Here is a 16901-nt window from a genome sequence, read left to right as displayed (position 1 = left end):
CTGCAATATCAAAAAACCCACAAGCCAACCGAACCCATTAAAATACCCCCCCAAAAAAAAAAGAGGACCTGGGTAAGAAAAAAATTTAAACCAACTTTTCAGCCCGGAGGGGTCTTTCTTCAAACAGGTCTCACACTCTTTGAAGGGCCTCAGCCATAACCTGAACGGGCCCTTTTTGCCCTGTCCAGACCTCAAAAGCCAAGGCCCCTTGATGCACCAACATGGGCAAACCTCCCATGGAAGCCCAACCTTTTTCTTTTGCCAAATTTGAAAAAAAAGTTCCCCCTGGGCGATAAACCAGGTCACACACCACAGCGTTAGGGTTTAAGCCATCCAGGGTGATCGGAAGGGGATCGGATGCTTGAAGCCCCAAAGAGGTTGCATTAATCAGAAAATCCACCCTTTTTAAAAGATCCTGAATTTTCAAATCATCCGGGGCTAAGCCATGGGATAAAACCTGTGGGGACCAGGCCCTCATCTGTTGGGCTAATCCCTTGGCCCTGGAGAGAGTTCGATTGATAAAAATTACCTCCCGCACCTGTTCCTTTATCAAGCGGTACCCCACCGCCCGCGCCACCCCTCCTGCCCCCACCATTAAACCTACTTTTCCCTGAAGACTCATTCCAATTTCTTCCCGGAAGGCAGCCACAAACCCTCTTCCATCGGTGTTGTGTCCCACCAAAGTTCTATCCGCCTGAACTTCAATGGTGTTAACGGCTCCAATTTCCCGAGCCTCTGTGGTCAACCCATCCAAAAAGGGAATCACTTTTTCTTTGTAAGGAACCGTAACATTGGCGCCCTTTAGGTTTTGGATAACCCTGAGAAGTTCTACACTAACCTTTAAATCCTGGGGAAAAAGATGAAATGGAAGGTAACACCAATTTAGCCTCAGGGCCAAAAAAGCTGCATTTTGAATGGCGGGGGAAAGTGAATGCTCAATCGGATTGCCAATGATGCACACCAGTTGTGTTTTTCCCGATATATCCATGATCCGCCCCCATCATTTCCCAAAGTCCACGAGTTTTTGATTGAACCATTTGAACGGGAATTCCCAAGGCCTTCGAAATATCCTCAGGGCTGGTATTATCCAGGAAAAAGGTTCCTTCTTCGTTTAGGGCAACGGAGGGAATGACCAAAAGATCTCCTATATCCTCCGAACGTATACCTTGAATAATGTCCCCTCCTGTCAACAACCCCGTCACGGTTACCGATGGACCAAAAAAGTTATTTTGAATAGGAAATACCTGAAGGGAAAGCCCTTTTACCTGAGCTTGGGAAACGACTTGTTGTAAATACCCCCCAAATGAAAATCCTGTGACCAAGGAAATCCTTTTGGGCGTTCCAACCTGGGATGGAAGGTTTTGAAGCCATTCCGTGGCCTCCCTCAGAAACAAGGAAACCATTCCCACACCATTTTCAAACTGTAATAATTCTTCATAATATTCCACGGAAGGAAAAGGCTCATTGGCTTTAATAAAAAATTCATCCGATGGAAAAACAAAAGAAGTTCCCAATTCGTTCCGAAATCGATCTTGCCAGGGCTGTAAGCTTTGGACCATGGTTTTCGCATAAGCCGGGGTCACTTCTTCAATGGGGATCAAATGATCCCGAAATTTTGTCAGGCCAACGGGGACAATGGCTAAAGAAGCCACCCCTGGATACAAAGCCGCTAAATCCTGAATACTTTTTTCAAGGAAAACCCCATCATTGAGTCCTGGACAAATGACAATTTGTGTTTGGAGGCTAATTCCCTGGTTGATAAACTCCTTCATGGTTTCTAGAATATCCGGGGCTTTTGGGTTCACCAGAAGCTTCCGCCTCAATTCATTATCCGTGGCATGAACTGAAACATAAAGGGGGCTAAGTTTTTGTTGGAAAATTCGCTGGCGATCCCTTTTGCTTAGGTTTGTTAAAGTAATATAGTTTCCATATAAAAATGAAAACCGGTAATCTTCATCCCTAATATAAAGGGCTTTTCTTTGCCCCGAAGGATTCTGGTCAACAAAACAAAAAATGCATTTATTGGGACATTGCCGAATACGCATACCTGGAAACCCTAAGCCTAAATCTTCATCGGGTTCCTTTTCAATCTCAATGTCTAAAATTTCTCCATTTCCTTTGATGACTTTCACCTCAATCATCTCATCAGACACAAAATATTTATAATCAATTACGTCCCTTAGAACTTGATCGTTGATGGACAGCAGCCGATCCCCTTCCTCAATCCCAACGTTATCCCCTATTCCATCGGGGGAGACTTCGTCTACGAGAAGCCCTTTACCTGTCTGAATCGATAAAAATGATTCCGTCATGGGGTGTTTAACTCCTATCCTTCATTTTAATTTCCAAGCTTAAAAAAACGGGTTTTCCTTTCAACCATTAGACGAACTGCGTTCCCTCATGGTTCATTAATCTAACCCAGCGAAAAAGGTACTGCAATCCGGATATGATCGTAAGCCCTACTGTTAAGAAAAGTAAAGGAGAAAGGTTAGACGTATCTTTCTGGAAAACCACAAAAAACAAAATGGCAAGGATACAGACCAACTGAAATAATGTGGTACTTTTTCCCATCAGCGTTGGCAACATGTTAATGTTCATTTGGGTCAAATGCAATAAAAGAGTTCCCAAAAGTAAAATGGCATCACGACTCACAACTACAATGGTGATCCAAACGGGAATAAATTTCAAATAGGCCAGCGTAATAAAGGCCGCCGTTAAAAGGAGTTTGTCTGCCATGGGATCTAAATAGCTTCCCAGTTTGGTCCTTTGATTGGAGACTCGAGCGATAAAACCATCTAAACCATCCGTCAAACTAGCCAATAAGAAAATCAGCAGGGCATAAAGATAATAATGATATACTAGAAAATTAATAAAAAAAGGGATCAACAGGATCCGAAAAAGCGTTAAGCCATTGGGAACATTCATAATGTTTCTCTAAAAAAAACCCCAAAGTCCAAAAGCCCCTTACTAATATAGGGAATCCCCTCTGGAGCTGTCAATGAAAATTAAATGGTTTTTCTTAAACATCTCATTATATTCAACAACTTCCTGGACCATAGGTTTAATTTTTAAAAACTCTGAAAAAAGGAAAAAAAGAAGAAATTTTCTCACCCCCACCCATTTAATGGGTTTTCCCCTTCCCGAAAAGCTAGAGGGGGTGGAATCCTAAGGTTTTAATAAAAATGAAACGTTAAAACCACACTAGACTCCTCTTGACAGTGTAAAAAAGGAAGGTTATCTTGATGAATATTTAATGGCAAAACCTTGTTATAATATTTTAGTGAACCTTAGGCGGAAATTAAAACGAAAAAACAGGGCAATAGTTAAAATTGGGTAGAAATGAGGAAATAATTTAAGACCATTTCTTTTTCCATGCCCTTGATTTTCTGGTTGGGCTGCACTATTTTTAACTTTTCATTTTCCAAAAAAAAACAATAACCCTTAAAGGACAGACCCCATATTCCAGCGATTCCCGCAAAACCATTATTTACTCAAAAAAACATCTTGGACCTTTCCCAAGTGTGCGCTCCTTGTTAGGGAGGGGCTGGAAAAGACATGTAAAGAAATTTTTTTAGCGGTCCGTTCATCAGGATGGATGGAAGATCGCTTATACCCTGGGAATAATAAAGGAGAACCTCATGTCCATCAATGTTGAAATTCATCAGGTAGAGGGATTTGATTCAGTTCCAAGGTATTTTAATCGGAATATTGAAATATTTAAGGCAGAACGGGGGTACCATGGGAGAATGCACTATGAAGATTTTACCGTAGAGTCGACCCATTTTAAAATTATTCGGCAAGCCATTGAAGACGTGGTTTCCCGTTTACAAGAAAAAGGGTTTACCAAACTTCGCACACGGCTAAGTTTTCGTGGCAAAAAATACTTAGGTGAAAGGGGAATTCGTCATTTTGACGACAGTGAACAATGGACCAATTATCCAGATAAAACGGTTGCCCAATGAAAATTCCGTCCTGGTTACTTTATGAGGAGAAAATTCCTCACCTTTTTTTAAATCACATAAGGAAGATCTGAATGAGAATTCCGATTTTAAAGACAGAAAAATATAAAAACTGCCATGTAGAAATCGATAAAAAAAATGAAACGCTTATTTTATTTGGCCCCAAGGATAATAAAATTGGAAACCTGACCCTCCAGGAAATTTTAGATTATTTAACTGGAGCCATTTCCATAAATAAAAGAAGAGCACCACGAACCCCTCTCTCTTTGAGAATCCGGTACACCAATCCCGAGGGTAAATGGTATGAGAGCATCACGGACACCATTGGAGGTGGAGGACTTTTTATTGAAACCCGTACCCCCTTCCACCCAGGGACCCCTGTAACGGTGGAAATGTCCCTTCCTGGGAAAAAGGATAAACCCATCCAAGCAGAGGGAGTGGTGGCTTGGACTCGGAAAAAGTTTGAACGGATACTCTATTTTCCAGGGATGGGGATTCAATTTACAAAGGTATCCAAAGACGACCAAAGGTTTCTCATTTCTGAAATTAATCTTTTGAATAGTTTACGTGGACTCCAAGAAGGAACCGACCAAAAAGAATAAGGCCACTTAAGAAAAATTAATCCGTTTACAGACAAAGTAGAACCCGGGCCTTGGCGGTTCTACCTTTAAACAGGAAACAACCTTAATTCCCCATTAATATGCTCCGTAATGAAATTCATCAGCTGACCCAGTATTTTCCTCAAAAAAAAATTCTGTCCGATGGACCCGCTTTAACCGCCTATTCAATCGATGCTGGCATTTACAAGGTTTTACCCCTGGCAGTGGTTTTGGCGGAAGGTTTAACAGACATCAAAAAAGCAATTCTATATTCCAAAGCCACAGGCGTACCGATTACAGCCAGAAGCGGGGGAACAAATTTGACCGGAAACGCCATTGGACCGGGGATTATTTTAGAATTTTCTCGAATAAACCGTATTCTGGAAATTAATAAGGAAGGGTTATGGGCCAGGGTTCAACCGGGAATTGTTTACGCAGAGTTAAACCGAGATCTTTCAAAAAAAGGACTCATGTTTGCCCCCGATCCTTCCAGCGGAGACATGTGTAAATTAGGAGGAATGATGGGGAACAATGCGGCTGGCCCCCATTCCCTGAAATATGGCGCAACAAAGGACAATGTTCTAGAACTTGAAATTACCCTTGCCTCAGGGAAAACGCTCACTGCCAAACCTTACATTCTTAACAGTTCACCCTGCAGAGATTTGCTTCAGGAACACAGAGAACTTCGGGATATCCTGGACCTGGTTCAACAAAACGCCGAACTGATCAACCGAAAAAAAAGACAGGTTTCGAAAAATAGTAGTGGGTATAACCTTTTTGCCTTGGCAGAGGGTTTGGAACGAGGAGTTTTTGACCTTCCCCGACTTTTTATAGGAAGCGAGGGAACCTTGGGCCTGACGACAGAAGCCAAAATAAAACTGGTCTCAAAACCCCAAAGGGTGGTCACCGCTTTAATGTACTTTCGGAAACTGGAGCAAATTGGAAATGCAGTCAATGATTTGCTCACCTTGGAACCCAGTGCGCTGGAAATGCTGGACTCCAATTCAATGGACCTGGTGGGACGAAAGGATTTCGACATTCCCAATGAGGCCCAAGTACTTCTCTTAATGGAATTCGACCATGGGAACATGGATATAAAATTAGACGAAGCCAAAAAAATATGCCAAGGGTATTCCCTCTGCGGTCCCATGGAAATCGCTTTGGGAAAAGAAAAACAGGAAAACCTATGGAAAGTTCGAAAAGCCCTTTATCCAACTTTATACCGTTATGATCAGGGGAAAAAACCGATTAATTTTGCAGATGATGTTGTGGTTCCGGCAAAAAGGTTACCTGATTTGATCCGCTATCTAGATGGCTATTTTAAAAAAATAGAGGTTCCTGTTGCAATATATGGACATATCGGAAATGGAAACGCCCATATTAACCCCCTCTTAAACGTCAACCGTCCGGAGGATTTCCAAAAAATGGTGGCCATCTCTAAAGAAATACACCAAACCGTCATAAGCCGTTATGACGGATCAATTTGCGGAGAACACGGGGATGGACGAGTACGGGCAGAGTTTGTGAAAGATCTTTATGGCGAAGAGATGTACCATCTTTTTAAAACCACCAAAAAGATCCTGGATCCCCAAAATATTCTCAATCCAGGAGTGAAAATCACAGACACTCCTTTTACTCAGGACATTGATTTTCTTCGCCTTTCCAAACCCTGTGCGACCTGCGCCAAATGCAACTCGGTTTGCCCGGTGTATGATGTCCTTCAAGAAGAATCCAACAGTGCGCGCGGATGGTTCCACATTTTAACCGATCCCAATTATTCCTACGAAGAATCAAAACGGGTCGTGGAATCCTGCTTAAACTGCAAATCCTGCCGGGAAGTGTGTCCCGCAGGGATTGATGTCTCCGCATTGGTATTGGAAAAAAGGGAGGAGTCCCCCCGTTGGATCACGGGGGTTTTATCTTTTCTTCAATCTAAACCAAAAACTTTTATTCCCTTGATGAAATTGGCGGGAAGAACACAACCGGTTTGGGACAATTTCCTGGGCCGATGGGTTTTGGAAAAAATAAGTCGTTTAATAATGTATCCCATCAATAAAAAGGCGCGGATTCCCCGGGAAATGGTTTTGCCAAAATTTGCCACGCAAACCCTTCGTGAAAAATTCAACCATCTCACAGAAGAGCGTGGACATACCCAAACCTTGGCCTATTTTCACGGATGTGCCGCCAATTTATTCCAGGATGGCGTGGGAGAGGCCCTATTGAAAGTTCTTGACCACCATGGGATCAATCCGGTCCTTCCCAGACAACGTTGTTCCGGAACACCCATTCAAACTTATGGGCACAAAAAAAACCTGTTGGATTCCGCCCGTTTTAACATGGACTCCCTTTCCCGTTTCGATCGAATTATCACCAGTTGTGCCTCCTGTACCCTCATGTTAAAAGATTATCCCGACCTCTTCCCTGATCCCTCAGAGAATCAAAAAGCAAGGGATCTTTCCAAAAAAGTAATTCATATCACCCAGTTTTTGAATGATTATGTCCGTTTAAAACCCTTTCCCTCTCCCAACCACCCACGTGAAAAAAAATTAACCTACCACTCTTCTTGCCATCTTCGGGTGGCCGGGGTAACCAAAGAACCCCGGGATTTATTGAAAAAACTCCCTGGGTATTCCTATGTTGAAATGGAAAATGCAAACCGCTGTGCGGGGGGTGCGGGAACATTTATTGTCAAAGATTATGACCTTTCTCAAAAAGTTTTTAAAAGGAAACGGAAAGGCATTTTGGAAAGTGAAGCAGATGTGGTCACCACCAGTTGCCCGGCCTGTATGATTCAATTGAAAAACGGTTTAAGAAAAAACCTATCTGTCAAGCATGTGGTCCAGGTCCTCGCAGAGACTTACCAATTATAATTTTTCACACTTTTTAACCCCATCCGTATTCTTCCAAAAGTTTTTTCTTTTAAAAACCTCAAAAGCCTGGTTCCATTAAACTGGGGAAAACTTGATTGGGTAAATGATCGTGACCTCACCCTCGGGAATGGGCTCAAAACGCCATGCCTGGATATGCTTTAAAAGGGCCACCTCAAACTCCTTTTGGTCCAGGTTAGAGGATACATTGGTAATTTTTGAAAGCGTTCCATTTGAAAGAATTTTAAACTCAAATACAATTTGGCCCATCAATTGAGGGTTTTTCTGAAGTGCTTTATTATAGATGAATTCAATACCACTTTGATGGCTCTGGATGACTTTGAGAATAGAATCATAGCTTCGAAGCCTTAAGCTGGAAGAATCTCCTTTGATCTCAAATGGATTTTCCACAATGGTGGCAGTACGCCCTGCCAATAAGAAATCATCTATTTGGGGAGAATTGAGAGGCACATTAAAGGAAACGTCCTCTTTTTCTTCCCGGTCTAGGTTTAATATCCTCTCCTCCGTTCCGGCTAAGGAGGAAAGTGAGGTCAGGGTTTCCGCTTGAGGAAAGGCCTCCCCTTTTGGCTCCCCTTGGGTCGGATTTTTTCTTGCCAATAATTTCAATAATCCGCTTTTCTTTGCGACCTCCCTATTTTGCTCTTGGGTAATTGGAGGGCTAACGGGGATGATGGGGGGGACCTCAACCTTCGGCTTTTGGGAGGGTTTGAGAGGTTCGATCCTCGGGGGAGAGGGAGACACTTTTTTTCCTTCTGGCTTCCTTAATTGGGGCTTTGAAACCGGTTGAACCACCTCTGGAGGTTTGGGAGGCTGAAGGATCAACCGAGCATTTCTTGGAGGAACACGTTCAAATACCGGAACCGCCATTTCCTGCTGAGGAACGGAATACGCTAACGCCCCTAAAAGGGAATAGAAAATTAAAGAACCGAGTAAAAACCATAGAAATTCTCTGTCTTCCCTACTTTTAAAAATTTTTTCATTGGGTTCATGATAGAAAATACCAGACCCCCCCTTTTATTTTTTGGATCAAAGGTTTATGGATTTTATCAATTTCCGTTATTCCTTTCTTCATGGAGGACCGCTAACGATAAATCACTAAAACCTGTTTCATTTGCCGTAAACAGGATACTTTTTAATAAACGAAAAGGAATCCGCCGGTCCCCCAAAATGGTGATTTTTCCTCCATGGTTTCTTTCCACACCAAGACGTTTTGAATTTTCTTCTAAAGCTTTACCCACCTGAGGAATAAAAAGGTCACTGCTTTGAAGCACCTCCCGAGTTGTCACAACCCGTTGATCCTGAACAAAAATAAGGTCCGGAGTAATCACCAGGGTTAGTGTTGAGTCAGGTTTGATGGAAGACGTTGACTGGGGAAGGTGAAGATCAGGGTTGGATGCCAAAAGGCCCCCCTCCGCGGCGTAACTTTTTAAAAGAAAAATTAACAGAACCGTGAAAACATCCACCATCGCGGTTAAATTCAATCGAGGGGGGTCAATATGGTGACGATATTTTTTGGGACGAAACATTAAATTTTGTTACCCCTCTTTTTTTTTCTTTTGGCTTTGCCAAAAATGGCTAAGGAAGGAAAAATTCTCCCCCTGCATTTTACCACCCTATTCACTCCCCTCCCCAATGGAAACCATCGGAAATAGAGGGAAAGATTGAATCACACCGTTTTCAATCACCACCCTTTCCCGCGAGGCATCCATGACTCTCACCAGTATGTCATATGAAACCTCAGAGTCACTTAAAAGAATCAAGTGGTTCTGATTCAAAAAATCTTTTTTAAGGGAATATAACGTTGATGAAAGACCTTCCAAATCGTATTGTCCATTTTTCTTGGGGAGGGAGAAAAGAAAGTTTTCCCCCGCCTGTATCTTAAACCCGTCCAGGGTGATTGAAACAATGAAAGGGGTTTGCTCACTCGGCCCTGTGGGTGCCTCGGACGAACCAGTGGGAATATAAAGATTTAGGATGGTTGTCTGAGAAGCCACCGCGGAAAGCAAAAGAAAGGGAATGAGAATTACCATTAAATTCCACAACCCAATAATATGCAACCCTTCGTCTGGAATCATTTTGATTTTCTTTTTGGATAGCCGTTTTACCACTACCACTTTATACCACCGGTATCTTTTTTTTAGAGGTTAACAGGTGAGCCAATCGCACTGAAAATTCATCCAACTCATCTCCCAGTTTCGCACTCCTGGCTTGCATAAAGGAATAGGTCAACATTAAAAGTATGGCAACCAATAATCCAAAGGCGGTGTTATTTAGGGCCAGGGAAATACCATTGGCCAAAAGGGCAGATTTTTGAGCCGGGTCTGCAAGAGAAATGGCACTGAAGGACCGAATCAATCCAACAACCGTTCCCAGCAAACCGAGGAGGGTTGACACATTCGATAGAGAATACAAATAATGCACCCTTTTCTCTAGAAGTGGAAGGACCTCCAACAAGGTCTCTTCCATTGAGCCTTCGATTTTTCGCTCCGATGCCTCCGAGTTTAGAGCCTCTTGGAGTCCGGAGGTCCACACCCTTCCCAAAGGGGCTTTTATATTTTGGCATAAGTGTAAAGCCTCCTGGAGTTGATCCTCTTCAATTAATTCCTTCAACTTTTTCCAAACTGCTCTTGCTTCCAAGCGCCCCCGTATGAATAGAGTTAGCCCTCGCTCCAAAGCAATAGCCGTTCCAATGGCTAACACAAAAAGAATGCCATACATAAAGATACCACCCGCTTTAAAACCACTTACAAGAAAATGAAGAATTTCCATTTATTCTACCTCGTTCACCGGAGGTGGATTGAACCCTCCATCAAGGGAAGGGGGAAAACCTCCTTTGTTTTTAAAACCCAATGCGTGTTCAAATCTTTCGGGTTCCAAAGGAATAAATAAATTGTTGATACCCCTCCGGGTGATCCAAATGTCCTCTTGCTCGATAGATTCCGGGCTTCGCCAGGGAATCTGGTAGGGAACACTGGGATTCATCACATTTCCAATAATTTCAGTTTGAAACAAAAAGAGGGGCTCATCCCGTGATCCGGTTTCTGGTTCTAGCCCAACCTGAGCTGCAAAAGATATTGTTGAACACACCACCAGGCACCCCATAACCTCAAATAATATCAATCCATTCCGAGGAAAAAAAGAAGAAAAATCAAAAACATTCTTGATACGCTTTGCAATCACTCCCATCTTTTGAAATTCAATCCTGCTCTTTTCCATTGTTATTCTCCCAATCGAGACGTTGTTCTAACTCTAGGATCCAACCCTCAATTCTGGAACGGTGTTTTCCGCCCCGCTTTAAATAGTGAATATAATACAGAATGGCATCTTCGGGTTGATTTAAATATAAATCATAAAGGATCCCTAAATTGAAATAGGCCGGCGCGAAGTTGCCGCTCACCCGAATGGCCTCCAAATATTCTTTCTCCGAATCCTGAAATTTCCCCATTTCCCGATAAAGAATTCCAAGGTTATTATGAACCTCTGCATTATCTGGGTCTAACCCAATGGCTTTTTGATAATGTTCCTGGGCTTTTTCAAACATCTCCTTTTGCTTAAACAGAACGGCCACATTATTATGGATCACCGCAATATCAGGGTTGATCTTCAGCGCTTTTTGAAAAGCAAGAATGGCTCCATCTTTTTTCCCTTTATCCATCAGTTGTATCCCCTCCTTAAAATACCCCAGAGGTTCTGAGGATTCTTCAATAAACTGGCGGTCTTGCTGTATGGTAGACTCGCTTTTTCGGGACCAAGAACAACCCATTGGAATTAAAAACACTCCGACCATTACAAAGAGAAAACACTTCAAACCACAAGTTCTCCACTTGAATTTAAAACCCGGTTTCTCGAAAAACACTTTCTTCAAATTCCTTTTTTTGATAGCGTTGCGGGTTAAGAATGCCCAACCGCTCAAAACTTTTCTTAACCCAGAGGTCATAAAGGCCAACGGTCTGGGCTCGATGGACATTCCTTTCATAAGCGGATACTGCCTTTTCCTTCCATTGTTGGGATTCTTTTTCAAGCAGCAAATTATATTCCTGTAATTCCCCTGGTTTTAAATCAGAAGGGCGCTCAGACTGGGCAATGGAAAGACCATAATCTTCAAAAAGCTTTCCTTTTCGGTATGAAACCTCCGTAACAATCTCTTTAATTTTAAATTCAGCGGCTTTTTCATATTGCTCCAAAACGTCTACCCTCAAATTCTCCTTCAATTTAAGATTCTCCTCCAACGGGTGTTTTAATTGTACCTTTAAAAAATCTTCATGCCTTCCCCGTCCTAAAATCAGATAGGACTGAGCCACAAAAGGGGAAACGGAATCAAGGGTCGAATGAGAACCTTGGTACAGGAAAATAACGGATGAATAAAGTTTTTGGGAGCCTTGCAAGTCTCCCTCTCGAAAAAGATTTTGTGCCGAACGAAAAATCGATTCAATTTTCCCCTTACTGTCCACTGGGAATTGGGCAGCAGCTTTCTGGAATCGATCCGCTGCAACCTTCCATTTACCCCCCTTTTCATACAGGCCGGCAGTATAAAAAAGGATATCTGTCTTTTTTCCTGCCTCTTGCTCTGCTTTCCAAAATTGATCATAGAGTTTAGCCGCATCAACCGGTCTATTCATTTTCTCATAGAGAACTGCCAGTTTACGCTTCGCCTGGTTTTGATAGGGGGAAGGAGATTCGATCAATTTCTCTAAATTGGCACTCGCTTTCTTTTTTTTACCTTGCTGTAATAATAATAAAGACCCCTCATAAAGAGAGGCTTCCGCTGTTTTGGCTCCTGGAATCTCCTCCGAAATTCTCAAAAACAACTCCGAGGCCTCCTCAACATTTCCCTCGGCTTTTAACCGTTCGGCTTCTTGATAAAGAGATAAAGCCATTAAGTCTTGAAACTCTTTCCTTTTTGGATGTTCAGGTTGTAAAAGTCGAAAAGCCGATCCATAAGCCTCCGCTGCGGACATATATTGTCCTTCCTGAAAATAGCCGGCTCCTAACATTTGGTAAGCCTGGGTTTTCATTGGATCCTCCGCATCGGAATGATCTAAGAAAAGGCGGGTAAACTTTCGTGCTTCAGAAAGATCTCCTCTTTGATATTCCAAATTGATCACTTTTAATAGAACCTCAGGGGTTTTGGAATGATTGAGAAACCTCTCTAAAAATTTTTTGGAATTCTGAAGGAGAATCTTTTCAGCCTCTGTTGATTCCTCCTTCAGCACAACCGTTTGCCACTGCTCATAAGCAACCAAAGCCGCATAGGCGGCTTCTTCGCTTTTTGAATGGTGTGGATATTCATACGCTACAACCTCATAGGCCTTCGCAGCTTCTAAAAACCTTCCCAATTCAAACAAACTTTCAGCAAAAAGAAAGTGAACCTCCAGTGCTTCTTTGGATCCTGGATAATGGGAAAGAAAAGACTGATACCAATGAACCGCCTTCATAAGAGGACCCTTTTGTTTTACCCGTTGGGCCTCCGAGTGAAAAAAGAGCGCCAGGCGGTAAGTGGTGTCTTTCATCCGACTTTCATAGAGACCTTGTCTCTGGTTTGCATTTCTTTGGACCCATTGACTTTCCGGTCCAAAAAGCTGGACAAATTGAATTCTGGCTTCTGTGGCCCGACCGATTTTTTGTTCTTGATCATAGGCCTGAATCAGGGACCACTGCAGGGAAGGGGCGTGAGGATGAAAAGGGTATTGTTTAAGAAAAAGGGAATAAACTGATATGGCTTTTTGAGGATTTCCTCCTGCTAAATAAAAATCCCCTAACCCCCGATAAATCATCTCTTCGTATTCCCGGTTCCCAATCCCCTTAAAATATTGAACTAAAGCAGGTCCCCCTCCTAAATAGTCGAAGGAAACCGCCATGACCCGGACCACTTCTTGAATCATTTCCCAATCTAAATCGTTCAACCGGTCGAGTGGTCTTTCCGATTCCATTTTTTTATCCTTATTTTCTCCAACCCGTTTTTCATCTAAAAAAATTCCCAATGTTTGAATGGCGCGATTATAATCCTGAAGTTTAAAATAAGACCAACCTATTTTATAAAGCCCTTTCTGGTAAAAAGGACTGGGTCCTTTTTCTACAATGACTTGATAAGCCTGGTTGGCCTCCTGAAAAAGACCCAGTTCAAACCTCAAGTCTCCCACCCGAAAAGCCGCTTCCAAAAAATAGGAACTGCTTGGATAACGGGTCATTAATAGATGCAACGTTTGAAGGCCGGAATGTGTTTTTCCCTCCTCTAAATACCCACGGGCCAGCTGGTAAAGAACCCGGTCATTGGCCGGCCTTGAAGGATAAAGCGTCAAAACCCTTTCATATAAGGCAATGGGTTTGGAAAAATCAAAACGAGGAGAAAGGGGTTTCTGCTTCAATTGGCCTTCTCGGTAACGGTTTGAACGATCCTCATAAATCAAGCGGGCCTCTCGATTGGCCTTCAGGGTTACCTCCATGAGGAGGTCCCCTAATCGGTGCATCGCCTCCGCTTTCAAATCACTTTTGGTCTTAAAATAAGCAGATAAAAAATCTTCATAATCCCGAATGGCCAGAAGAGCCTGCCTTCTACTTAAACCCTGATTGATTAAAATATCCTTCACCTCTGATTCCAAGCGGGCAGAATCTACAAAACGAGCCGTATCTTTCCCCCCACAGGAAATAAGATTTAGGCAGGAAAAACCAAGAAAAAAAATGATGTGCTTAAATTTCATTGCCTTTTAACCCCTAAATCTCGCGGTGAAAGATTTCTTGCGATTCCCAGGCTAGATCTGACCAGAAGCTCTTCTAATGCTCTTTTTCTTTGAATAAGGTCCTCCCGGTAGGTGTGGACCCAATCTCTTTTCAACGAATCTTCAATGCGATGAAGGGGTCCCTTCTTTTCACCCTCAAATTTTCCTTCGGGAGAGGACATGAGTTTTCTCAAATCCCCTAATTCTTTTATGATACGTTGCCTTTCAACAATGGAATAATCAAACAGGGAATCCATTGGGAGTAACCCTCCATCCATTTTTAATAAAACTTTTCCAAGAATGATATCCTTTTCATTCTCACCCAACCATTCTAAGTCCACCTCTATTTTTTGAATCGCCAGTGTAATCTTATCCAATAAGGTCCGATAATGAGAAACCGCTTTTTCATAGGCACTTAAATTGGCATAACAATATCCAATGGTAACCAACCCCTCCAAGGCTTCAAAAGAATCGGGAAACCGTTCGGAAAGCTGGCGAAATAAAACAATCGATTTGACATACTCTTGGCTCTTAAAATAAGACCAGGCTAATCCATAGAGCGTTCTCTTAAAAAAGGGACTATTCTCAGGGATGGCCTCGAAGGAAACCCGTGCCCCTTGAGGGTCGGTTTCCAATAAAAGTTCACCTAAAATTAAATGACTCCAATCCTGAAAGTAGAGTCCCTTCATATACGGTGTCGGGGAGATCTCTCCTATCCGGCGAATCCATGATACCGCAGAGGAAAAATTTCCCGATTTCCGGTAGGCTAAAGCAATCGAATAAAGGGCAAAAGGATAACGATCATTTTTAGGATCAATTCTCTTCAAGGTTTCAATGGCCTTCAGATAATCCCCCTTGTGAAAATAGGACATCCCAAGAAGGTACATCCATTCATCGGATGCCACTGGATAAACTGAAACCCCAGACCCTTTTTGAAAAACGGAGATGGCTCGAGAATACTCCCCTTTTTTATAAAAGGCCTCGGCCAAAAGCCCCTTCCTACTGGACTCTAATACTTGGGAAGGCCCCAAAGAAATGCCCTCCAACCTTTGAATCACCTGTGAATAAAGCCCTAAAAATAACAAAGCCCTTGCTAATAAGATTTCGCTTTTCCCAATGGTCGAATTTTTCTTTCCCTTCATGATGGCCACCCACGCCTTCACGGCTGCATTTGAATAAAACCCACCATCGAAATCCCCTCCCCCCCTCCGGTACCATTCTTCGGGTGGAGGAAAAGGGGTTTCTAGGTTTTTCTTTTCCACTGCAACACCTGCCATTTGAATGGATTGAAAAATAATTTTTTCATCCTGAGATGAAAACCCCACCAGAGGCTTTCCCGTTCCGGAAGGGGAAAATCCCATGGAAATCTCTAAATTAAAAAAAAGAGAAAGAAAAATTAGGAAAGAAATTAATAGGTTCAGATAATTTTTATTTTCCATGTTGAAAAAAGAAAAGGGACTTTTTGGAATGAATTTTCTAACACGCGTGGAAGACCCCATGAAGGGTGGTTTCTATTTAGGGAGGGTATGGCAACGGTTGCACTCCGAAAGCGGAAAAGCCACCTTTCCGTGACATCGGCCACAAAACTCCCCCTCTTCAATATTGGTCATTGTTACCGGATTGATTCCCGCTTGCATCACAAAAATACTTGGGTGACAATTCTTGCAATCCAACCACAGGGTGTGGGGAAAGTGGGGATACACTACATCCGGAAGGTCTCCCTTAACTTTGAAGACCACATTAAAATCCATAGATGGGAGATTTTTTCGGGAAAGGTCTATAGATTCCCGGGGCTTGATAAATCCATCGGTTAGGGCAGTAACCCAATCGACCTCTCCCCCTTGCGTCTTCGGTAAGAAATAAAAGGCCAAAGGATGTTTTTCCTTAGCGGACAAAATTTCTTCGATTGCTTTTTCCGGGGAAATGTCTTCTTTGGGAGTGGGAAGTATATCAATGGTGGAACTCTCCTCAATCATCGAGGAGGACTGAATCATTCGAATGGTTTCTTGTTTTACAACATTTTTTTCCGCGCAACCAAATAGGGTGAATCCAAAAATGATAAAAAAGGCAAGCAGGTTAGACCAACCCATGTTGAGGTTAATTCCCGACAATCACAAGCCCCAACATTTGTTTATGAATAAAACAAAAGTAGGGAAATTCCCCAGAGGTAGTAAACGTGTGCTGGCACGTATTGTCCGGTTCAACTTCATCGCAAATAAACTCTAATTCACCAGTGGGACCCGAACCCGGAACGCTCGCAAATTGATGCATTCGAATATCATGATTCACCCATTTTATAGTATCCCCGATGGAAATATGGACCACTTCAGGGGAGAATCGGTATGTATCTTTTAAAACAAGGATTTCATGGATCTTTTCCTTTTCACTCCAAACTGAGGCCGGAGATAGGATGAAGAAAATGAAAAACAAAAACAGATGAAAATTCTTAAATTTCTCCCTCATTTTTTCCTCATGAACTTAAATTATATCGAGAAACTTCGCCTATTGTCAACAAACCCCGAACCTCATCAAAGTAAAACCATTCAGGATAAAACATTTTCTTCCCTTTTTTACCCTTAAGTGCTCATTTCCTATCAATGTAATCCCAAAATGATAATGTCCTATTTGCCCAAAATAGAAATGTCCTATTGGCTGATAGAATGCCCTGACATGGAAGGAGGGCAGAATGGCCAGAGAGGACATGCTGAAGATGAGTGTGAAGGAACTTCCAAGGGTGCA

16 protein-coding genes are annotated in these 16901 nt (G+C 42.5%); 3 read left to right on the top strand and 13 right to left on the bottom strand.

All coding sequences use genetic code 11. From position 1 onward, the window contains the following. Positions 1 to 130: 130 nt before the first annotated feature. The 3 genes from aroE to pgsA all read right to left on the bottom strand — a co-directional run bounded on the left by aroE (position 131) and on the right by pgsA (position 2925). Complete coding sequence (gene aroE / locus VGB26_07530) at positions 131 to 988, bottom strand: shikimate dehydrogenase (protein HEX9757639.1); 858 nt, start codon at positions 986 to 988, stop codon at positions 131 to 133. After that, positions 936 to 2312 (bottom strand): DUF512 domain-containing protein, encoded by a 1377-nt coding sequence (locus tag VGB26_07525; GenBank protein ID HEX9757638.1) that lies wholly within the window; start codon positions 2310 to 2312, stop codon positions 936 to 938. The genes aroE and VGB26_07525 overlap by 53 nt, the downstream gene beginning before the upstream one ends. Before the next feature lie 67 nt (positions 2313 to 2379). Next, positions 2380 to 2925, bottom strand: coding sequence for a CDP-diacylglycerol--glycerol-3-phosphate 3-phosphatidyltransferase (pgsA, locus tag VGB26_07520; protein ID HEX9757637.1), 546 nt, complete (start codon positions 2923 to 2925; stop codon positions 2380 to 2382). A gap of 713 nt (positions 2926 to 3638) precedes the next feature. Here pgsA and VGB26_07515 point away from each other — a divergent pair. The 3 genes from VGB26_07515 to VGB26_07505 all read left to right on the top strand — a co-directional run bounded on the left by VGB26_07515 (position 3639) and on the right by VGB26_07505 (position 7428). Continuing rightward, a complete protein-coding gene (locus tag VGB26_07515; protein ID HEX9757636.1) occupies positions 3639 to 3962 on the top strand; it encodes a hypothetical protein in 324 nt (107 codons plus the stop codon). A 71-nt stretch (positions 3963 to 4033) separates the two neighbouring features. Then, on the top strand, positions 4034 to 4561 hold the full coding sequence (locus tag VGB26_07510) for a TIGR02266 family protein (protein HEX9757635.1): 528 nt from the start codon (positions 4034 to 4036) through the stop codon (positions 4559 to 4561). Between the two features lie 98 nt (positions 4562 to 4659). Continuing rightward, the gene (locus tag VGB26_07505; GenBank protein ID HEX9757634.1) at positions 4660 to 7428 is read left to right on the top strand and encodes an FAD-binding and (Fe-S)-binding domain-containing protein; all 2769 of its coding nucleotides are present in this window, start codon (positions 4660 to 4662) and stop codon (positions 7426 to 7428) included. Positions 7429 to 7503: 75 nt separating this feature from the next. Here the strand turns inward: VGB26_07505 and VGB26_07500 are convergent, their stop codons facing one another. The 10 genes from VGB26_07500 to VGB26_07455 form a co-directional block, all read right to left on the bottom strand. Next, positions 7504 to 8313: an AgmX/PglI C-terminal domain-containing protein gene (locus VGB26_07500; protein ID HEX9757633.1), complete on the bottom strand. Its 810-nt coding sequence runs from the start codon at positions 8311 to 8313 to the stop codon at positions 7504 to 7506. Between the two features lie 179 nt (positions 8314 to 8492). Beyond that, on the bottom strand, positions 8493 to 8972 hold the full coding sequence (locus VGB26_07495) for a biopolymer transporter ExbD (GenBank protein HEX9757632.1): 480 nt from the start codon (positions 8970 to 8972) through the stop codon (positions 8493 to 8495). Between the two features lie 87 nt (positions 8973 to 9059). After that, a complete protein-coding gene (locus VGB26_07490) occupies positions 9060 to 9521 on the bottom strand; it encodes a biopolymer transporter ExbD (GenBank protein ID HEX9757631.1) in 462 nt (153 codons plus the stop codon). A 40-nt stretch (positions 9522 to 9561) separates the two neighbouring features. Further along, positions 9562 to 10215, bottom strand: a complete 654-nt coding sequence (locus VGB26_07485; protein HEX9757630.1) for a MotA/TolQ/ExbB proton channel family protein — start codon at positions 10213 to 10215, stop codon at positions 9562 to 9564. Continuing rightward, entirely contained in the window at positions 10216 to 10662 is a 447-nt protein-coding gene (locus VGB26_07480; protein HEX9757629.1) for a hypothetical protein, read from the bottom strand. Further along, positions 10643 to 11254, bottom strand: a complete 612-nt coding sequence (locus VGB26_07475; GenBank protein HEX9757628.1) for a tetratricopeptide repeat protein — start codon at positions 11252 to 11254, stop codon at positions 10643 to 10645. The genes VGB26_07480 and VGB26_07475 overlap by 20 nt, the downstream gene beginning before the upstream one ends. A 22-nt stretch (positions 11255 to 11276) precedes the next feature. After that, positions 11277 to 14144 carry a tetratricopeptide repeat protein gene (locus tag VGB26_07470; GenBank protein HEX9757627.1) on the bottom strand — a complete coding sequence of 956 codons (2868 nt, stop codon included), beginning with the start codon at positions 14142 to 14144 and terminating at the stop codon, positions 11277 to 11279. Continuing rightward, positions 14141 to 15523 (bottom strand): tetratricopeptide repeat protein, encoded by a 1383-nt coding sequence (locus tag VGB26_07465; protein HEX9757626.1) that lies wholly within the window; start codon positions 15521 to 15523, stop codon positions 14141 to 14143. The genes VGB26_07470 and VGB26_07465 overlap by 4 nt, the downstream gene beginning before the upstream one ends. A gap of 150 nt (positions 15524 to 15673) precedes the next feature. Next, complete coding sequence (locus tag VGB26_07460) at positions 15674 to 16273, bottom strand: c(7)-type cytochrome triheme domain-containing protein (GenBank protein ID HEX9757625.1); 600 nt, start codon at positions 16271 to 16273, stop codon at positions 15674 to 15676. After that, positions 16260 to 16625: a cupredoxin domain-containing protein gene (locus tag VGB26_07455; GenBank protein ID HEX9757624.1), complete on the bottom strand. Its 366-nt coding sequence runs from the start codon at positions 16623 to 16625 to the stop codon at positions 16260 to 16262. The genes VGB26_07460 and VGB26_07455 overlap by 14 nt, the downstream gene beginning before the upstream one ends. Positions 16626 to 16901: the final 276 nt, after the last annotated feature.

The sequence above is a fragment of the Nitrospiria bacterium genome, from assembly GCA_036397255.1.
Classification (GTDB): Bacteria; Nitrospirota; Nitrospiria; order DASWJH01; family DASWJH01; genus DASWJH01.
The sequence above is the reverse complement of the archived record's forward strand: the minus strand, read 5'-3'. Positions and strand labels throughout refer to the sequence as shown.

Bases quoted from the DNA above. Each gene is read 5' to 3' on its own strand.
- aroE (HEX9757639.1), bottom strand. From the start codon at position 988: ATGGATATATCGGGAAAAACACAACTGGTGTGCATCATTGGCAATCCG.
- VGB26_07525 (HEX9757638.1), bottom strand. From the start codon at position 2,312: ATGACGGAATCATTTTTATCGATTCAGACAGGTAAAGGGCTTCTCGTA.
- pgsA (HEX9757637.1), bottom strand. From the start codon at position 2,925: ATGAATGTTCCCAATGGCTTAACGCTTTTTCGGATCCTGTTGATCCCT.
- VGB26_07515 (HEX9757636.1), top strand. From the start codon at position 3,639: ATGTCCATCAATGTTGAAATTCATCAGGTAGAGGGATTTGATTCAGTT.
- VGB26_07510 (HEX9757635.1), top strand. From the start codon at position 4,034: ATGAGAATTCCGATTTTAAAGACAGAAAAATATAAAAACTGCCATGTA.
- VGB26_07505 (HEX9757634.1), top strand. From the start codon at position 4,660: ATGCTCCGTAATGAAATTCATCAGCTGACCCAGTATTTTCCTCAAAAA.
- VGB26_07500 (HEX9757633.1), bottom strand. From the start codon at position 8,313: ATGGCGGTTCCGGTATTTGAACGTGTTCCTCCAAGAAATGCTCGGTTG.
- VGB26_07495 (HEX9757632.1), bottom strand. From the start codon at position 8,972: ATGTTTCGTCCCAAAAAATATCGTCACCATATTGACCCCCCTCGATTG.
- VGB26_07490 (HEX9757631.1), bottom strand. From the start codon at position 9,521: ATGATTCCAGACGAAGGGTTGCATATTATTGGGTTGTGGAATTTAATG.
- VGB26_07485 (HEX9757630.1), bottom strand. From the start codon at position 10,215: ATGGAAATTCTTCATTTTCTTGTAAGTGGTTTTAAAGCGGGTGGTATC.
- VGB26_07480 (HEX9757629.1), bottom strand. From the start codon at position 10,662: ATGGAAAAGAGCAGGATTGAATTTCAAAAGATGGGAGTGATTGCAAAG.
- VGB26_07470 (HEX9757627.1), bottom strand. From the start codon at position 14,144: ATGAAATTTAAGCACATCATTTTTTTTCTTGGTTTTTCCTGCCTAAAT.
- VGB26_07465 (HEX9757626.1), bottom strand. From the start codon at position 15,523: ATGGGATTTTCCCCTTCCGGAACGGGAAAGCCTCTGGTGGGGTTTTCA.
- VGB26_07455 (HEX9757624.1), bottom strand. From the start codon at position 16,625: ATGAGGGAGAAATTTAAGAATTTTCATCTGTTTTTGTTTTTCATTTTC.